The organism is Amycolatopsis sp. NPDC003676, from assembly GCF_053587275.1.
On sequence record NZ_JBSFNS010000005.1, the window covers coordinates 1 to 15,247 of the forward strand.

Annotated in this window: 13 protein-coding genes, 1 pseudogene and 1 riboswitch; of the genes and pseudogenes, 3 read left to right on the top strand and 11 right to left on the bottom strand. The window is 69.2% G+C overall.

The window, feature by feature from the left end; translation table 11 throughout:
• The 9 genes and pseudogenes from ACWDNU_RS04290 to ACWDNU_RS04330 form a co-directional block, all read right to left on the bottom strand.
• Window positions 1-191 (bottom strand): annotated as a pseudogene (locus ACWDNU_RS04290) (lipoyl synthase); the annotation flags it as partial.
• On the bottom strand, window positions 188-1,465 hold the full coding sequence (gene glyA, locus ACWDNU_RS04295) for a serine hydroxymethyltransferase (RefSeq protein WP_370939561.1): 1,278 nt from the start codon (window positions 1,463-1,465) through the stop codon (window positions 188-190). The gene glyA and the pseudogene ACWDNU_RS04290, both read right to left, overlap by 4 nt.
• On the bottom strand, window positions 1,465-1,842 hold the full coding sequence (gene gcvH, locus ACWDNU_RS04300; RefSeq protein ID WP_067589411.1) for a glycine cleavage system protein GcvH: 378 nt from the start codon (window positions 1,840-1,842) through the stop codon (window positions 1,465-1,467). The genes glyA and gcvH overlap by 1 nt, the downstream gene beginning before the upstream one ends.
• 15 nt (window positions 1,843-1,857) lie before the next feature.
• Window positions 1,858-2,946: a glycine cleavage system aminomethyltransferase GcvT gene (gene gcvT, locus ACWDNU_RS04305; protein ID WP_449667718.1), complete on the bottom strand. Its 1,089-nt coding sequence runs from the start codon at window positions 2,944-2,946 to the stop codon at window positions 1,858-1,860.
• Window positions 2,947-2,981: 35 nt separating this feature from the next.
• Window positions 2,982-5,813, bottom strand: a complete 2,832-nt coding sequence (gene gcvP, locus ACWDNU_RS04310; RefSeq protein WP_449667837.1) for an aminomethyl-transferring glycine dehydrogenase — start codon at window positions 5,811-5,813, stop codon at window positions 2,982-2,984.
• A gap of 140 nt (window positions 5,814-5,953) precedes the next feature.
• Window positions 5,954-6,046, bottom strand: a riboswitch (glycine riboswitch).
• A 152-nt stretch (window positions 6,047-6,198) separates the two neighbouring features.
• On the bottom strand, window positions 6,199-6,966 hold the full coding sequence (locus ACWDNU_RS04315; RefSeq protein WP_182892139.1) for a 3-oxoacyl-ACP reductase: 768 nt from the start codon (window positions 6,964-6,966) through the stop codon (window positions 6,199-6,201).
• Between the two features lie 5 nt (window positions 6,967-6,971).
• Complete coding sequence (locus ACWDNU_RS04320; protein ID WP_449667719.1) at window positions 6,972-8,336, bottom strand: aldehyde dehydrogenase family protein; 1,365 nt, start codon at window positions 8,334-8,336, stop codon at window positions 6,972-6,974.
• Window positions 8,333-9,046, bottom strand: coding sequence for a gamma-glutamyl-gamma-aminobutyrate hydrolase family protein (locus ACWDNU_RS04325; RefSeq protein ID WP_449667720.1), 714 nt, complete (start codon window positions 9,044-9,046; stop codon window positions 8,333-8,335). Before ACWDNU_RS04325 ends, ACWDNU_RS04320 begins: the two co-directional genes overlap by 4 nt.
• A complete protein-coding gene (locus tag ACWDNU_RS04330; protein ID WP_449667721.1) occupies window positions 9,027-10,373 on the bottom strand; it encodes a glutamine synthetase family protein in 1,347 nt (448 codons plus the stop codon). The genes ACWDNU_RS04325 and ACWDNU_RS04330 overlap by 20 nt, the downstream gene beginning before the upstream one ends.
• Before the next feature lie 256 nt (window positions 10,374-10,629).
• Between ACWDNU_RS04330 and ACWDNU_RS04335 the strand changes: the two genes are divergently transcribed.
• Window positions 10,630-11,151, top strand: coding sequence for a general stress protein (locus tag ACWDNU_RS04335; RefSeq protein WP_009074217.1), 522 nt, complete (start codon window positions 10,630-10,632; stop codon window positions 11,149-11,151).
• A gap of 298 nt (window positions 11,152-11,449) precedes the next feature.
• On the opposite strand, the gene ACWDNU_RS04340 is transcribed toward ACWDNU_RS04335, so the two are convergent.
• Window positions 11,450-12,682 carry an HAAS signaling domain-containing protein gene (locus tag ACWDNU_RS04340; protein ID WP_449667722.1) on the bottom strand — a complete coding sequence of 411 codons (1,233 nt, stop codon included), beginning with the start codon at window positions 12,680-12,682 and terminating at the stop codon, window positions 11,450-11,452.
• A 46-nt stretch (window positions 12,683-12,728) separates the two neighbouring features.
• A complete protein-coding gene (locus ACWDNU_RS04345) occupies window positions 12,729-13,052 on the bottom strand; it encodes a PadR family transcriptional regulator (protein ID WP_449667723.1) in 324 nt (107 codons plus the stop codon).
• Between the two features lie 161 nt (window positions 13,053-13,213).
• Here ACWDNU_RS04345 and ACWDNU_RS04350 point away from each other — a divergent pair, with 161 nt between their 5' ends.
• Together ACWDNU_RS04350 and ACWDNU_RS04355 are read left to right on the top strand one after the other, a co-directional pair.
• The gene (locus ACWDNU_RS04350; protein WP_449667724.1) at window positions 13,214-13,795 is read left to right on the top strand and encodes a TetR/AcrR family transcriptional regulator; all 582 of its coding nucleotides are present in this window, start codon (window positions 13,214-13,216) and stop codon (window positions 13,793-13,795) included.
• Entirely contained in the window at window positions 13,779-15,227 is a 1,449-nt protein-coding gene (locus ACWDNU_RS04355) for a nitrilase-related carbon-nitrogen hydrolase (RefSeq protein ID WP_449667725.1), read from the top strand. Before ACWDNU_RS04350 ends, ACWDNU_RS04355 begins: the two co-directional genes overlap by 17 nt.
• Window positions 15,228-15,247: the final 20 nt, after the last annotated feature.

A 15,247-nucleotide genomic window follows, 5' to 3' on the forward strand; every position in this document is an offset into this window, starting at 1 on the left:
TAGATGTTGGGACAACCAGCTTCTTCGCAAACCGTGTGCAGACCCTCGCGCTTGACCAGGCCCTTGAGTTCGGTGAACTCCGGACCCATCCGCACCCGGGTCTTGATCCACGACGGCTTCTTCTCGATCGGCGTCTCGCTGTTGCGCACCTCAAGCCGCAACAGCTTCCGCCCCTCGGGCTGCGCGCTCATCGGCTCAGGTCCGCGTACAGCGGGTGCTTCTTGGCCAGCAGCTCCACGCGACCCCGCAGCGCCTGCTGCGCGGCTTCGTCGAAGTCCGGCTTCAGCGTCTCGGCGATGATGTCGGCGACCTCGGTGAAGTCGTCGGCGCCGAAACCGCGGGTGGCCAGCGCCGGGGTGCCGATCCGCAGCCCCGAGGTGACCATCGGCGGACGCGGGTCGAACGGCACCGCGTTGCGGTTGACGGTGATCCCGACCGAGTGCAGCCGGTCCTCCGCTTCCTGGCCGTTGAGCTGGGAGTTCACCAGGTCGACGAGCACCAGGTGCACGTCGGTGCCGCCGGTGAGGACGCGGACGCCCGCCTCGGCGCAGTCGGTGCGCGAGAGCCGGTCGGCGAGGATCTTCGCGCCTTCCAGGGTGCGCTCCTGGCGCTCGCGGAACCCGTCGGTCGCGGCGATCTTCAGCGCCACGGCCTTGGCCGCGATCACGTGCTCCAGCGGACCGCCCTGCTGGCCGGGGAACACCGCCGAGTTGATCTTCTTCGCCAGCTCTTGGCGGGACAGGATCAGGCCGCCGCGCGGACCGCCGAGGGTCTTGTGCGTGGTGGTCGTGACGATGTCCGCGTGCGGCACCGGCGACGGGTGCAGCCCGGCGGCCACGAGACCGGCGAAGTGCGCCATGTCGACCATCAGCTTGGCGTCGACCAGGTCGGCGATCCGGCGGAACTCGGCGAAGTCGAGCTGGCGCGGGTAGGCCGACCAGCCGGCGACGATCAGCTTCGGCTTGTGCTCGACCGCGAGCCGCTCGATCTCGGCGACGTCGACGATCCCGGTCTCCTTGTCGACGTGGTAGGCGACCACGTTGTACAGCTTGCCGGAGAAGTTGATCTTCATCCCGTGCGTCAGGTGGCCGCCGTGCGCGAGGTCGAGGCCGAGGATGGTGTCGCCCGGCTTCAGCACCGCGAACATCGCCGCCGCGTTGGCCTGCGCGCCCGAGTGCGGCTGCACGTTCGCGTGCTCCGCGCCGAACAGCGCCTTGGCCCGGTCGATCGCGAGCTGCTCGACGACGTCGACGTGCTCGCAGCCGCCGTAGTAGCGGCGGCCCGGGTAGCCCTCGGCGTACTTGTTGGTCAGCACCGAGCCCTGCGCCTCGAGCACGCCGACCGGCGCGAAGTTCTCCGAGGCGATCATCTCGAGCGTCGACTGCTGGCGGTCCAGCTCCGCGGCCACCGCGGCGGCGACCTCGGGGTCGACCTCGGACAGGCGGGCGTCGAACGGGGCGGTCATCAGTTCTCCTGGGTCAGCTCGGCGTACGCGGACGCGTCGAGCAGCTCCGGGACGTCGCCCGAGAGCCGCACCTGCAGCAGCCATCCTTCGGTGTAGGGGTCGGAGTTGATGACCTCGGGGGTGTCCGATGTGGCCTCGTTCACCGCCACCACCTCGCCGCTGACCGGCGAGTACAGCTCGCTGACCGATTTCGTCGACTCGACCTCGCCGAACACCTCGCCCGCGGTGACGGTGTCGCCGACGCCGGGCAGCTGCACGAACACGATGTCGCCGAGCGAGCCGGCCGCGAACGCGGTGATGCCCACCGTCGCGACGCCGTCGGAGACCGACAGCCACTCGTGTTCCTTCGTGTAGGACAGGTTCTGGGGGATGCTCATTGTGCGAAGGGCCTCTCAGGCTCGGGAGTAGAAGGGCAGGGCGACGACCTCGACCGGCTCGACGCGGCCCCGGATGTCGACGGACAGCGCGGTGCCGGGCTCGGCGTGCTCCCGGTCTACATACGCCATGGCGATCGGGTAGCCCAGCGTCGGCGACAGCGCGCCGCTGGTGATCTCCCCGATAGTGGCATCCCCGGACAGCACGGCGTACCCGTGCCGCGGGGCGCGGCGGCCGGTGCCGCGCAGGCCGACCCGCACCCGCGGGACGTCGGCCTTCTTCAGCTCCTCCAGGGCCGCGCGGCCCACGAAGTCGCCCGGCTTCTCGAACTTCACGACCCGGCCGAGACCGGCGGCGAACGGGTTCAGCTCGCGGCTGAGTTCGTTGCCGTACAACGGCATTCCGGCTTCCAGACGCAGCGTGTCGCGGCACGCGAGTCCGCACGGAACCAGACCGTGGTCCTGGCCCGCCTCGGTCAGCAGCGCCCACAATGCCGGAGCCTCGGCCGCGGGCACGAACAGCTCGAAGCCGTCCTCGCCGGTGTAGCCGGTGCGGGCCAGCAGGACCTCGTGGCCCTTCACGACCGCGGGCACGCTCGCGTAGTACTTCAGCGAAGCGAGGTCCGCGTCGGTCACCGCGGCGAGCACGTCGACCGCCTTCGGGCCCTGGACCGCGATCAGCGCGGTGTCCGCGGACCGGTTCTCCACCACCGCATCGAAGCCGGCGACGCGCTCGGCCAGCGCGTCCGCGACCACGGCGGCGTTGCCCGCGTTGGCCACGACCAGATACTCCTCGTCGGCGAGCCGGTAGACGACCAGGTCGTCCAGCACGCCGCCGTCGGCGTCGCAGATCATCGTGTAGCGGGCGCGGCCCGGCTTCACGCCGGTCAGGTTGCCGACCAGCGCGTAATCGAGCACGTCGGCGGCCTGCGCGCCGCGGACGTGGATCTCGGCCATGTGCGACAGGTCGAACAGCCCGGCCGCCTCGCGCACGGCCTTGTGCTCGGCCAGTTCGCTGGCGTAGCGCACCGGCATCGACCAGCCGGCGAAATCGGTGAAGAGCGCACCGAGATCCTTGTGGACCTCGTGCAGGGGGGTTTCCGTCACAGGAAGCCTTTCGTTGTCGCGAGCGGAGGACACGCTCACGCGTCGTAGGAGTCGAGGGGCGGGCAGGAGCAGACGAGGTTGCGGTCGCCGCGCGCGCCGTCGATCCGCCGCACCGGCGGCCAGTACTTGGTCTTGCGCGCCACGCCGACCGGGTACGCCGCCAGCTCGCGGTCGTAGTCCGCGGTCCACTCGCCGATGACCGACGACGCGGTGTGCGGCGCGCCGCGCAGCGGGCTCGTCTCGGCGGTCCAGCGACCGGCCGCGACCTCGTCGATCTCGTGCCGGATGGCGATCATCGCCTCGCAGAACCGGTCGATCTCGGCCAGGTCCTCGCTCTCGGTCGGCTCGACCATGAGCGTGCCCGCGACCGGGAACGACATGGTCGGCGCGTGGAAGCCGTAGTCGATGAGCCGCTTCGCGACGTCGTCCACGGTCACGCCGGTTTCCTTGGTGATGCCGCGCAGGTCGAGGATGCACTCGTGCGCGACGAGGCCGTCCTGGCCGGTGTAGAGCACCGGGTAGTGCGGCGCGAGCCGGGCGGCGATGTAGTTGGCCGCGAGCACCGCGACCTTGGTGGCCTCGGTGAGCCCGGGCGCGCCCATCATCCGCACGTACGCCCACGAGATCGGCAGGATCGACGCCGAACCGTAGGGCGCGCCGCTGATCGGGCCGACGCCGGTGTCCGGTCCGGCCTGCGCGAGCAGCGGGTGGTTCGGCAGGTACGGCGCGAGGTGTTCGCGCGCCGCGACCGGGCCGACGCCGGGACCGCCGCCGCCGTGCGGGATGCAGAACGTCTTGTGCAGGTTCAGGTGCGAGACGTCGCCGCCGAACTCGCCCGGCTTCGCCAGGCCCAGCAGCGCGTTGAGGTTCGCGCCGTCGACGTACACCTGGCCGCCGCCGTCGTGCACGATCTTGGCGAGCCGCTCGATGCCGTGCTCGTAGACGCCGTGCGTGGACGGGTAGGTGACCATGATCGCGGCGAGGTCGTCGGCGTGCTGGTCCACTTTGGACTGCAGGTCTTCGAGGTCGACGTTGCCCTCGTCGGTGCACTTGACCACGACCACGCGCATCCCGGCGAGCACCGCGGACGCGGCGTTGGTGCCGTGCGCGGACGACGGGATCAGGCAGACGTCGCGCTCGGGCTGTCCGTTCGCCTGGTGGTAGGCGCGGATGGCCAGCAGCCCGGCGAGCTCGCCCTGGCTGCCCGCGTTCGGCTGCAGCGACACCTGGTCGTAGCCGGTGACCTCGGCCAGCCAGCCGGACAGCTGGCGGACCAGCTCGTGGTAGCCCTCGGCGTCCTCGGCGGGCGCGAACGGGTGGATGCCCGCGAACTCGCGCCAGCTGATCGGCTCCATTTCGGTGGTGGCGTTGAGCTTCATCGTGCAGGAACCGAGCGGGATCATCCCGCGGTCGAGCGCGAAGTCCTGGTCGGCGAGGCGGCGCAGGTAACGCAGCATCGACGTCTCGGACCGGTGCGAGCTGAACACCTCGTGCGTAAGGTAGCCGCTCTCGCGGGCGAGGCCGTTCGGGAGCGCCTGCGCGGCTTCCCACTCACCGTCGACACCGAAGGCGCGAAGCACCTTCGCGAGCGTGTCGGGACGCGTGACCTCGTCGGAGGCGATGCGGACGTGGTCAGTGTCGATGTGGCCGAGGTTGATCCCCGCTTCGCGCGCGGCCGCGTGCACTTCAGCGGCACGGCCAGGCACCTTCGCGACGACAGTGTCGAAGAAGGCCTCGTGGATCACTTCGACGCCACCGGCGCGCAGCGCGTTCGCGAGACCGGCAGCGAGTTCGTGAACCCGCGTCGCGATCGCCTTCAGACCCTCGGGACCGTGGTAGACCGCGTACATCGCGGCAAGCACTGCGGGCAGCACCTGCGCGGTACAGATGTTGGAGGTCGCCTTCTCGCGACGAATGTGCTGCTCGCGCGTCTGCAGCGCGAGGCGGTACGCGGTGTTCCCGTCCGCGTCCACGGACACGCCCACGAGACGTCCCGGCAGCGAACGCTCCAGACCGGCGCGCACCGCCATGTACCCGGCGTGCGGACCGCCGTAGCCCAGCGGCACGCCGAAGCGCTGCGTAGAACCGACGGCGACGTCCGCGCCGAACTCACCGGGCGCGGCGATCAGGGTGAGCGCGAGCAGGTCGGCAGCGACCGTGTACAGCGCGCCCGCAGCCTTCGCCGCTTCGGAAACCGCGTGGTAGAACTTGCGGCCGCGCAGCACGCCGGACGCGCCGGGGTACTGCACGACGACGCCGAAGAACTCCTCCGGCAAACCGGTGAGCAGGTCGCGCACCTGCACCTCGATGCCGAGACCGGCGGCGCGCGTCCGCACGACCTCGACGGTCTGCGGAAGACATTCGGAGTCGAGAACGACCACATTGGACTTCGACTTCGCCGCGCGGCGCATCAGCGTCATCGCCTCGGCCACGGCGGTGGACTCGTCGAGCATCGAGGCGTTGGCGATCGCCAGCCCGGTCAGGTCGGACACCGCGGTCTGGAAGTTCAGCAGCGCTTCGAGCCGCCCCTGCGAGATCTCCGGCTGGTACGGCGTGTACGCGGTGTACCAGGCCGGGTTCTCGAGCACGTTGCGGCGGATCACGCCCGGGGTGACGGTGTCGGAGTAGCCGAGGCCGATCATCTGCGTCATCGGCCGGTTGCGCGCGGCAAGGGCGCGCAGCTCAGCAGTGGCCTCTTCCTCGGACGCGGGCTCCGGCAGCGCCAGGTCGCCCGCGGTGCGGATGGCGGTCGGCACCGCCGCTTCCACGAGGGCGTCCAGGCTTCCGTAACCGCATTCGGCGAGCATCTTCGCCCGCTCGGCCTCGCCGGGACCGATGTGGCGGGTGTCGAAGGGGGTGGAGGTGATGGGAGCTCCTCGGGACGGGCACCGGGCGCGGCGGTGCACTGGGAACTCCCCCTCTGTCATGGGCACCTGAGAGTTTCACCGCGCTCGACGCGGCTTTCACCTTGGGTGAGGCGCGGGTGCGCCTGCTTTCCAGAGTGGCCTCGCCAAAAGCGGTAGCGGTTACCTGAGAGATTCCGGGGAGTTTGCTCCTTCGGTGTCCCACTGCTGACATGGGACTCTCCCGCTCCGGCTCGAACGGCCCTGTGTTCAGTTGTGGTTGCGGCCACCCTACCTGCCGCTTCACCCCTCAGTCTACTGCGCCCGGCCTACGCCACACCCCTCGCCGAAGGTACGTGAGGGGAACCCTGATTGACTCTGATTCCCTCAGGGTTCCCCTCACGTACGGTCACAGCGGGGTTACGTAAGCGCCCGAGATGCCGCCGTCGACGAGGAACTGGGCGGCAGTGATGAAGCTGGCGTCATCGCTCGCCAAGAAGGCCACCGCGGCAGCGATCTCCTCCGGTTCGGCGAAGCGCCCGACGGGAACGTGCACCAGACGCCGGGCCGCGCGCTCCGGGTCTTTAGCGAAGAGTTCCTTCAGCAGCGGCGTATTGACCGGCCCCGGGCACAGCGCGTTGACCCGGATGTTCTCGCGCGCGAACTGCACGCCCAGCTCGCGCGTCATGGCGAGCACACCGCCCTTCGAAGCGGTGTACGAAATCTGCGACGTCGCGGCCCCCATCACGGCCACGAACGACGCGGTGTTCACGATCGAACCGCGGCCCTGGCGCTGCATGTGCGGCAACACGGCCTTGCAGCACAGGTACACCGAGGTCAAGTTGACCCGCTGCACCTTCTCCCAGGCTTCGATGCCGGTGGTGAGGATCGAATCGTCCTCGGGCGGCGAGATGCCCGCGTTGTTGAACGCGACGTCGACCGCGCCGAACTCGTCGACCGTCGTCTGGAAAAGGGCCTCGACCTGGTCCGCGTCGGTGACGTCGACCTGGACGAAGGCCCCGCCCACGGCGTCGGCGGCCGCCTTGCCCTGCTCCGGCGTGACGTCGCCGATCACCACCTTCGCGCCTTCGCTCGCCAGCCGTTTGGCGGTGGCGAGGCCGATGCCGCTCGCGCCGCCGGTGATCACCGCGACGCGGCCGTCAAAACGCTGCACCATCTGGTTCATTCCTCCGTGCTCAGGAAAACGTTCTTCGTTTCGGTGAAGGCGGCCGCGGCGTCCGGGCCTAGTTCGCGGCCGAGGCCGGACTGCTTGAAGCCGCCGAAGGGCGTCCAGTAGCGGACCGAAGAATGCGAATTCACCGACAGGTTCCCGGATTCGACGCCGCGCGCGACCCGGAAGGCACGGCCGACGTCGCGGGTCCAGATCGAGCCGGACAGGCCGTATTCGGTGTCGTTGGCCATCCGCACGGCCTCGGCCTCGTCGCGGAAGCGGACCACCGCGACGACCGGGCCGAAGATCTCGTCGCGGGCCAGCGGATCGTCGAGCCCGGGCGGGAGCACGACGGTCGGCGCGAACCAGTAACCCGGTCCGGACGGCGCGCTACCGCGGACGGCCACCGGCGTCTGTTCGGTGACGTAGGAGGAGACTTTCGCGTGGTGGTCCGCGGAAATCAGCGGGCCCATCTCGGTCGCCTCGTCGCCGGGATCGCCGACGACCACGCCCTGCACCGCGGGTTCCAGCAGTTCGAGGAACCGGTCGTAAACGTTGTCCTGCACCAAGATCAGCGACCGTGCGCAGCAGTCCTGCCCGGCGTTGTCGAACACCCCGTACGGCGCGGTCGCCGCGGCCTTCTCGAGGTCGGCGTCGGCGAACACGATGTTGGCGTTCTTGCCGCCCAGCTCCAGCGTCACCCGTTTCACCTGTGCCGCGCAGCCGGCCATCACCTGCTTGCCGACCTCGGTGGAGCCGGTGAACACGACCTTGCGCACCGCCGGATGCGTGACAAACCGTTGCCCGACAACCGATCCCTTGCCCGGGAGCACTTGGAAGACGTCTTCGGGGATTCCCGCTTCACGAGCGAGTTCGGCCAGCCGCAGCGCGGTGAGCGGAGTCAGCTCGGCCGGTTTGAGCACGACCGTGTTGCCCGCCGCGAGCGCGGGCGCGAAACCCCAGCCCGCGATCGGCATCGGGAAGTTCCACGGCACGATCACGCCGACCACGCCCAGCGGCTCGTGGAAAGTGACGTTGACACCGCCGTCGACCGGGATTTGCTTGCCCAGCAACCGTTCCGGCGCGCCAGCGGAATATTCGAGCAGGTCGCGTACGTTGCCCGCTTCCCAGCGGGCGTTGCCGATGGTGTGCCCGGAGTTCTCGACCTCCAGCCGGGCAAGGGTCTCCCGGTCGGCGTCGACCGCGTCCGCGAACCGGCGCAGCAGCCTCGCCCGATCGCCCGGGGCGACTGCCCGCCAGGCCGGGAACGCGGCGTGCGCGCGGGCGATCGCGGCGTCGGTCTCCGCCTCGCTGGTCAGCTCGACCTGGCGCACCACCTCCGCGGTCGCCGGGTTGCGCACCTCGAACGTCGTCATTTCCCCTCCCTCGCAGCGTTCACCAGCGCGGCGAACAGCCGGAGGTCGTCGCTGTCCTGCTCCGGATGCCACTGCACGCCGAGCACGAACTCCCCCGGCACCTCCGCGGCCTCGACCGTCCCGTCCGCCGCGTGGCCGGACGCGATCAAGCCGGAGCCGAGCCGGTCAATCGCCTGATGGTGGTAACACTGGACTTTCGTTTCCTGGCCCAGAATCGCGGCCGCCCGCGTGCCGTCGACCAGGCTGACCGTGCTGGTGCCGAACGTCGCCGGGGCTGGCTGATGCGTTGCGTCGCCGAGGGTTTCCGGCAGGTGCTGCGCGAGCGTGCCCCCGAGCGCGACGCTCAGCACCTGCAGCCCGCGACACACCCCGAGCACCGGCTTTCCGGCCGCGCGCGCCGCCGCGAACAGGCCGAACTCGAACGCGTCGCGCTCCGGGCGGATGTACGTCTTCTCGTGCGGCTCCTGGCCGTAACGGCTGGGTTCGACGTCCGCGCCACCGGTAAGGACGAGGCCGTCGATGCGTCCGACGAGCGTGTCGTAGTTCGTGCTCACTGGCGGCAGCAGCACCGGAATCCCGCCCGCCTTGACCACGCAGTCCGCGTACACCCGGTGCAGCAGTGTCGCCTCGGTGTCCCAGGCCAGGAACTTCGCACGTTCCGAGTAAGTGCTGAGCCCGATGACAGGTGGGTCAGAGTCGTTCGAAACCACGGATGCGCTCCCAATCGGTCACAGCTCGCTCGTACGCTTCGCGCTCGATCCGCGCGGCGTTGAGGTAATGGTCGACTACATCGGCACCGAAGGCATCTCGCGCGATACGGCTGCCTTCGAGGACTTCAGCGGCTTCGGCGAGCGTGACAGGCACAGTGGGCTTGTCGGACGCGTACGCGTTGCCCACGAACTCAGGCTCCAGCGGCAGCTCGTTCTCGATGCCGTGCAGCCCAGCAGCGATCATCGCGGCGACTGCGAGGTACGGGTTCACGTCTCCGCCGGGTACGCGGTTCTCGACGCGCAACCCGTCACCGTGCCCGACAACGCGCAACGCGCACGTACGGTTGTCCGTGCCCCACGCGATCGCTGTCGGCGCGAAGCTGCCAGGGACGTAACGCTTGTACGAGTTGATGTTCGGGGCGAAGAAGTACGTCAGCTCGCGCAACGCCTCCAACTGTCCGGCGAGGAAGTGCTGCATCAGTTTCGAGAAGCCGTGGTCGCCGTCGCCGGGAAGCACCGCTTCGCCGGACTTGCTGCGAAGGCTCAGATGGATGTGACAGGAGTTGCCCTCGCGTTCGTTGTACTTCGCCATGAACGTGAGGCTCTTGCCCTCTTGCGCGGCGATCTCCTTCGCACCGTTCTTGTAGATGCCGTGGTTGTCGCACGTCGCGAGCGCTTCGGCGTACCGGAAGGCGATCTCGTGCTGGCCGGGGTTGCACTCGCCCTTCGCCGACTCCGGATACAGGCCCGCGCCCGCCATCCCGTTGCGGATCCGGCGCAGCAGCGGCTCGATGCGCGCGGTGCCGAGCATGGAGTAGTCGACGTTGTACTGATTGGACGGCTTGAGGTCCTGATACCGCTTGTCCCACGCGGTCTCGTAGGAGTCGTCGAACACGATGAACTCGAGTTCGGTGCCCACGTACGCCTTCAGATCGTGCTCAGCGAGCCGGTCGAGCTGGCGGCGCAGCACCTGGCGCGGCGATACGGAAACCGGGCCGCCCTGCACGCGCTCGACGTCCGCGAGCACCAGCGCGGTGCCCTCCTGCCACGGAATCTCCCGCAGCGTCGCGAAATCCGGCCGGAGCACGAAGTCGCCGTAGCCGCTCTGCCAGGACGAGATGTCGTAGCCGTCGACGGTGTTCATGTCGACGTCCACCGCGAGCAGGTAGTTGCACGCCTCGGTCGCGTGGCCGGCCACCTCTTCGAGGAAGTACTCCGCCGAACAGCGCTTGCCCTGGAGCCGCCCCTGCATGTCGGTGAGCGCGACGAGCACCGTGTCGATCGTGCCCGCCGTCACCCGTTCGCGGAGATCTTCGAGCGTGAGCATTCCTCGCCTGGCCGCCATCGCATCGCCCCAAAGGTTCGGATCAGGTCCTTTGCGGCTTCTTCTTACCGGGCGGTCCTGCCAGGGTCAATCCACTGAAAGGTATTTTCATAGACCTTTAAACGCGGGTCCGGCGCGGCTCGCCCAGGCGGCGCCTGCTATGTCCGGGTTGCCCGGCTGAGAAGATACTGTGAATCGGGTGCGTCCGGGACCAAATCCGCCGCCTCGTGCGTTGGACCGGGCAAGAGAGGTGAGAGGGATGACTGAAGCATTCACGCAGACCACGTTCAGCCAGCAGCAGGCGCGGCCGCAGCTCCCGACGCTGCCCACCGGGTGGCCGATCGGGTCGTACGAGTCCTACGAGCAGGCCCAGCAGGCCGTCGACCACCTCGCGCACGCTGATTTCCCGGTCACCGACGTCACGATCGTCGGGGTCCAGCCGATGCTCGTGGAGCGCATCGCGGGCAAGATGAGCTGGAGCCGGATGCTCAGCAGCGCGGCCATGTCCGGCGCGGTGTTCGGCCTGTTCCTGGGCCTGGTGCTGAGCATGCTCAACCCGGCCGCCGGGCTGCTGTCGATCGTGCTCGGCCTCGCCGCGGGTGTCGTGTTCAACGTGGCCTTCGGCGCGCTGGGCTACGCGGCGAACCGCAACAAGCGCGGGTTCATCTCGCAGAGCCAGCTGGTCGCGCAGCGCTACGACGTGCTGTCGCAGCCGCGCAACGCCGAGAAGGGCCGCCAGCTGCTGGCGGACCTGGCGGCGCGCTCGGCGTTCAACCACTGAGTTTCGCCGACTCGCCTCCCGGGCGCCCGGGCCGTTTCGCGGCCTTGGCGCCCGGTTTCGCGTTCCGGGCCTTGCCGGCCTACGAATCCGGCACGGCGAGATCGGCTTGACCAAGCGAAACCCAGCTGCGGCGTTTCCGGTGCCGGTTCTCGAACCGGGGCAGGCTCCCGCCGAGCGACCGGCACCGGGCAACGACCGCTGTCTCCGCCGGAGGCAGCTGCGGCAAGGCTGGGCCAGCGGCCGTCGCGGTGCTGGCCGAGTCTCGTGAGCGAGGCAGCGGAACCAGCCTTCCCCCGCACTACCTCGTCGGCGGAGCGGACTTCGGCGGGCTGCTCGGCGGAACAGGAGTCCCGGATGTCGCCGGAGCCTTCGGGATCACCGCCGCGAACGGCACCCCCGCGTCCTCCCGGCAATAGCCGCGATAACCGTTGTAGCCGTTGACGTTCCCGTGGTCGTCCTGCACTCCCTCGACGACCTTCGGACGCGGGAACTGGTTGTCCTGCCCCGTCATCTGGCTCGTGCCGGTGTCCTTCTCGCAGCCGTAGCGCGTGATCGTGAGCGGGCGGCCGCGGTCGTCGTAGAGATAGACGTTCTCCAGCGGTTTGCCGTTCGCGTCGAAGGCATACAGATTGGTCAGTTCGTGCTGGCCGTAGCGCAGCGACTCGTTGCCGTGGGAGTCCTGGTACATCGACGAGGCGTACGCCGGGGTCGAACTCGACGAATACGTGCGGTCCCGGACCAGGTGGACCGCCGCGCCGAGGCCGCCGAACGCGCTGCCCACCACGAACGCCGACACCGGCACCGCGATCCACAGCATCCGGCCGTCGGCCTTGATCCGCGGGCCCGCCCACATCACCAGTCCCGCGCCGACGAGCAGCACCGGCAGCAGCAGGACCGCGTGCAGGTCCCGGATCATCAGCAGCAGCCCGAACGCGAGCAGCGCGAACCCGCAGACCACCCACCACGCCGGCTTCAGCGAATTGAGATACGTGAGCGCGCGGTCGGCCGAGCGGTCCTCCCGCATCGACTTCACCATCGCCCGCGCGCGGACCACCTCCGGCAGCTCCCGCATCGCGTCGAGCCCGCGCAGCAACAGGAACGCCACGCTCACCGCGAACACCGGGGCCAGCAAGATCATCCCGGCCAGCGCCTCGGCATTGAAGCGCACCGCGGTGTAGAACGCGATCATCGCCGTCCCCGCCGCGCAGAAGACCAAGCCCCACAGGGCAAGCCGCGGTCCCACCCGGCTCGGCTTCGTCGTCGGCAGCACCTCAGTCACCGCTTCCGACGCCGCCGGGGCGGACGGATAGCCGCCGGACGCCCGCAGTTCGGCCGCGTAGCTCTCGGGAGTGCCGAGCCGCGCGACGAGGTCCTCGACCCGCGCCGCCGCGCCCGCTTCCGACTCCATCTCGGCCAGCTGCGGCCGGACGTCCTCGAGCAGTTCCTCGATCTCGTTCGCGGGCAGGTCCGCGAGCGCGGTGCGCACCCTCGACAGGTACACCCGCGCGGCCGTCGGCTTGTCCGTGCTCATGCTGCCTCTCCCCGATTCGTGCCCGCGGTTTCGCCTGTCCGCGCGGTCAGGCCCGCTCTTTCACCAAACTGTCCATAGTGGACGCGAAGCTGCGCCACGTGCGCGCCGACTCGGCGAGCCGCGCCCTGCCCCGGTCGTTCAAGCTGTAGTACTTGCGATGCGGGCCCTCTTCGCTCGGAACCACGTACGACGTCAGCAATCCCGCCTTGTACAGCCGCCGCAGCGTGCCGTACACCGACGCGTCCCCGACCTCCTCCAGGCCGGCGGTGCGCAGCCTTCGCAGCACGTCGTATCCGTACCCGTCGTCGTCGCGCAGCACCGCGAGGACCGCCAGGTCCAGCACTCCCTTGAGCAGCTGACTGATCTCCACGGCGTTCCTTCCCCGGTCCTGCGCGAGAGAAGCTACCACGCATAGCGCAGTAGTGTGCGCGGCGAGCGGCCGTTCGGCGGTATCGCTGCCCATTCGACCAGGTCAGCGGGAGACGAACGGACAGGTATACGACGTAGACCTCCGTGGTCTACAGTGTAGACATGGTCGAGATCCCGACAGCAGAACGGCTCGCGACGGCAGCGCGCGAGATCATCGCCGCCGAGGGCGCGGCGGCGGTCAGCATGCGCCGGGTCGCCGAAGCCGCCGGAGTCACCGCGATGGCGATCTACCGGCATTACGAAAACCGCGAGGTTCTGCTGCGCGCGGTCGCCGACTCCACCGGCCGCGAACTGGGCGCGGCATGGAAAGACCCGGAGCCGGACGGCGAATGGTTCGACCGCTTCGACACGCTGCTGGACCGGTTCCTGGATTTCGCCCTCGGCCAGCCGCATCTGTACCGCTTCTTGATGACCGAAAGCTGGGCACGGGCCCGGGTATATCCCGACAGTTTCCGCGAACCCGGTTCGCCGCCGTTCACCGCGCTGGTCCGGCTGATCGAAGAAGGCATCCGCGACGGCGTGCTGCGCGACGACGATCCGCCGGAAGCCGCGTTGACCGTCAGCACGCAAACGCAAGGCATGGTGCTGCACTACCTCGCCGGCCGGATGGGGGCGGCGGAACCCGAGTTCCGTGCGCTGTGCCGACGTACTTCCCGGAGGATTTTCGATGGCCTCAGAACGTAATGCCCGCTGGCAAGTCCCGGTCGCGCTGCTTTCTTCAGCCGCGCTCTTCTACTTCGGCACCGGACTGGACCCGATCGCCGCGCTGACTTGGCTCGCGCCGTTTCCCGTGCTGCTGCTGGCAACCCGCGCCAGCGGCTGGACCGCGGTGAGCACCGCGTTCGGCGCGTTCCTGCTCGGCACCGCGAATACGTGGGCCTACCAAACACATTCCGGCGACGAACCGTTGTGGCCGTTCGGCGCCGCCATCGACGTCGGGATGTCGCTGGTGTTCACCTTCGCGGTGTGGCTGTTCTGGGCTTTGGTACGCCGAAGCCGGACGCTGCTGGCCAGCCTCGCCGCACCGGCGGCGTGGACCGCGCTCTTGTACCTGATCGCCACGCTGAACCCGATGGGGATGATGGGTTCCCTCGCCAATGACCAGGGCGACACGCCGCTCGTGCTTCAAACCGCTTCGTGGGCCGGGATGTGGGGCGTCGAGTTCCTGGTGCTGCTGCCCGCTTTCGCGGTCGCCGCGATGTGCGCGCCCGGAGCGTCGCGGGTGCGCATTGGCGTTGTCGCCGCGGTCATTGTGGCTTTGTCCCTTGGCGGCGGAGCTTTACGGCTTTCCGGCACAGGCGGCTCGACGGTGCGGATGGCCGCTATCACGCAGAATGCTGGCTACCACTGGGGTCCCTCGCTCGGCACCGCTCAAGGCAGGGCCCTGGTCAACGACTACCTCCAGCAGATCTCCGCCATGCCGGACGGCGTGAAGCTCGTCGTGTTGCCCGAAGCCGCTTTCAGTGCCGAGGAGGAATGGCCAGCCGCGTTGGTAGAGCCGATGCGGCGCGCGGCCAAGACCCGGGGCGCGGCGATCGTGGTCGGCTTCGAGTACTACGACCGGCCAGGCAAGCACAACTACGACTACGCGCTGGCCTTCCCCGCCGACGGCTCGTCACCCGCTCGGTACCTGAAGCACCACGACCTGGTGAGCCCGCCGGGACGCGATCTGGTGTTCGTTCCGGGCGCCGAGGTCCCGACCGGACTGGTGATCTGCGGCGACACGACGTTCGCCTCCCCCAGCCGCGACTACGCCGCCGCCGGTTCGCGGATCCTCGCGATCCCGGCCGAACTGGCCGTCCCGCCAGGCACCAACGACGAGGGCGGCTGGCAGCACACCCGCAACGCGCTGCTCCGGGGTGTCGAAAGTGGACAGTCGATCGCGCTCTCCGACGCGAACGGCAGCCTGATGCTGTCCGACGGCTACGGCCGCGTCCTCGGCGAGGCCCGCACCGGCGGACCAGCCCCGTTCACGACCGTCGCCGCCGACGTTCCAGCGGGTCCCGGCCAGACGTTCCACACGCGCTTCGGCGATTGGTTCGCTTGGCTCGCGGTCGCGATTACCGTTGCTGGCTTGGTTTTCGCTCGCCTCCGCGCGACTACGCGACCATCCTGAAACCGCACCGCCGCGCGGTG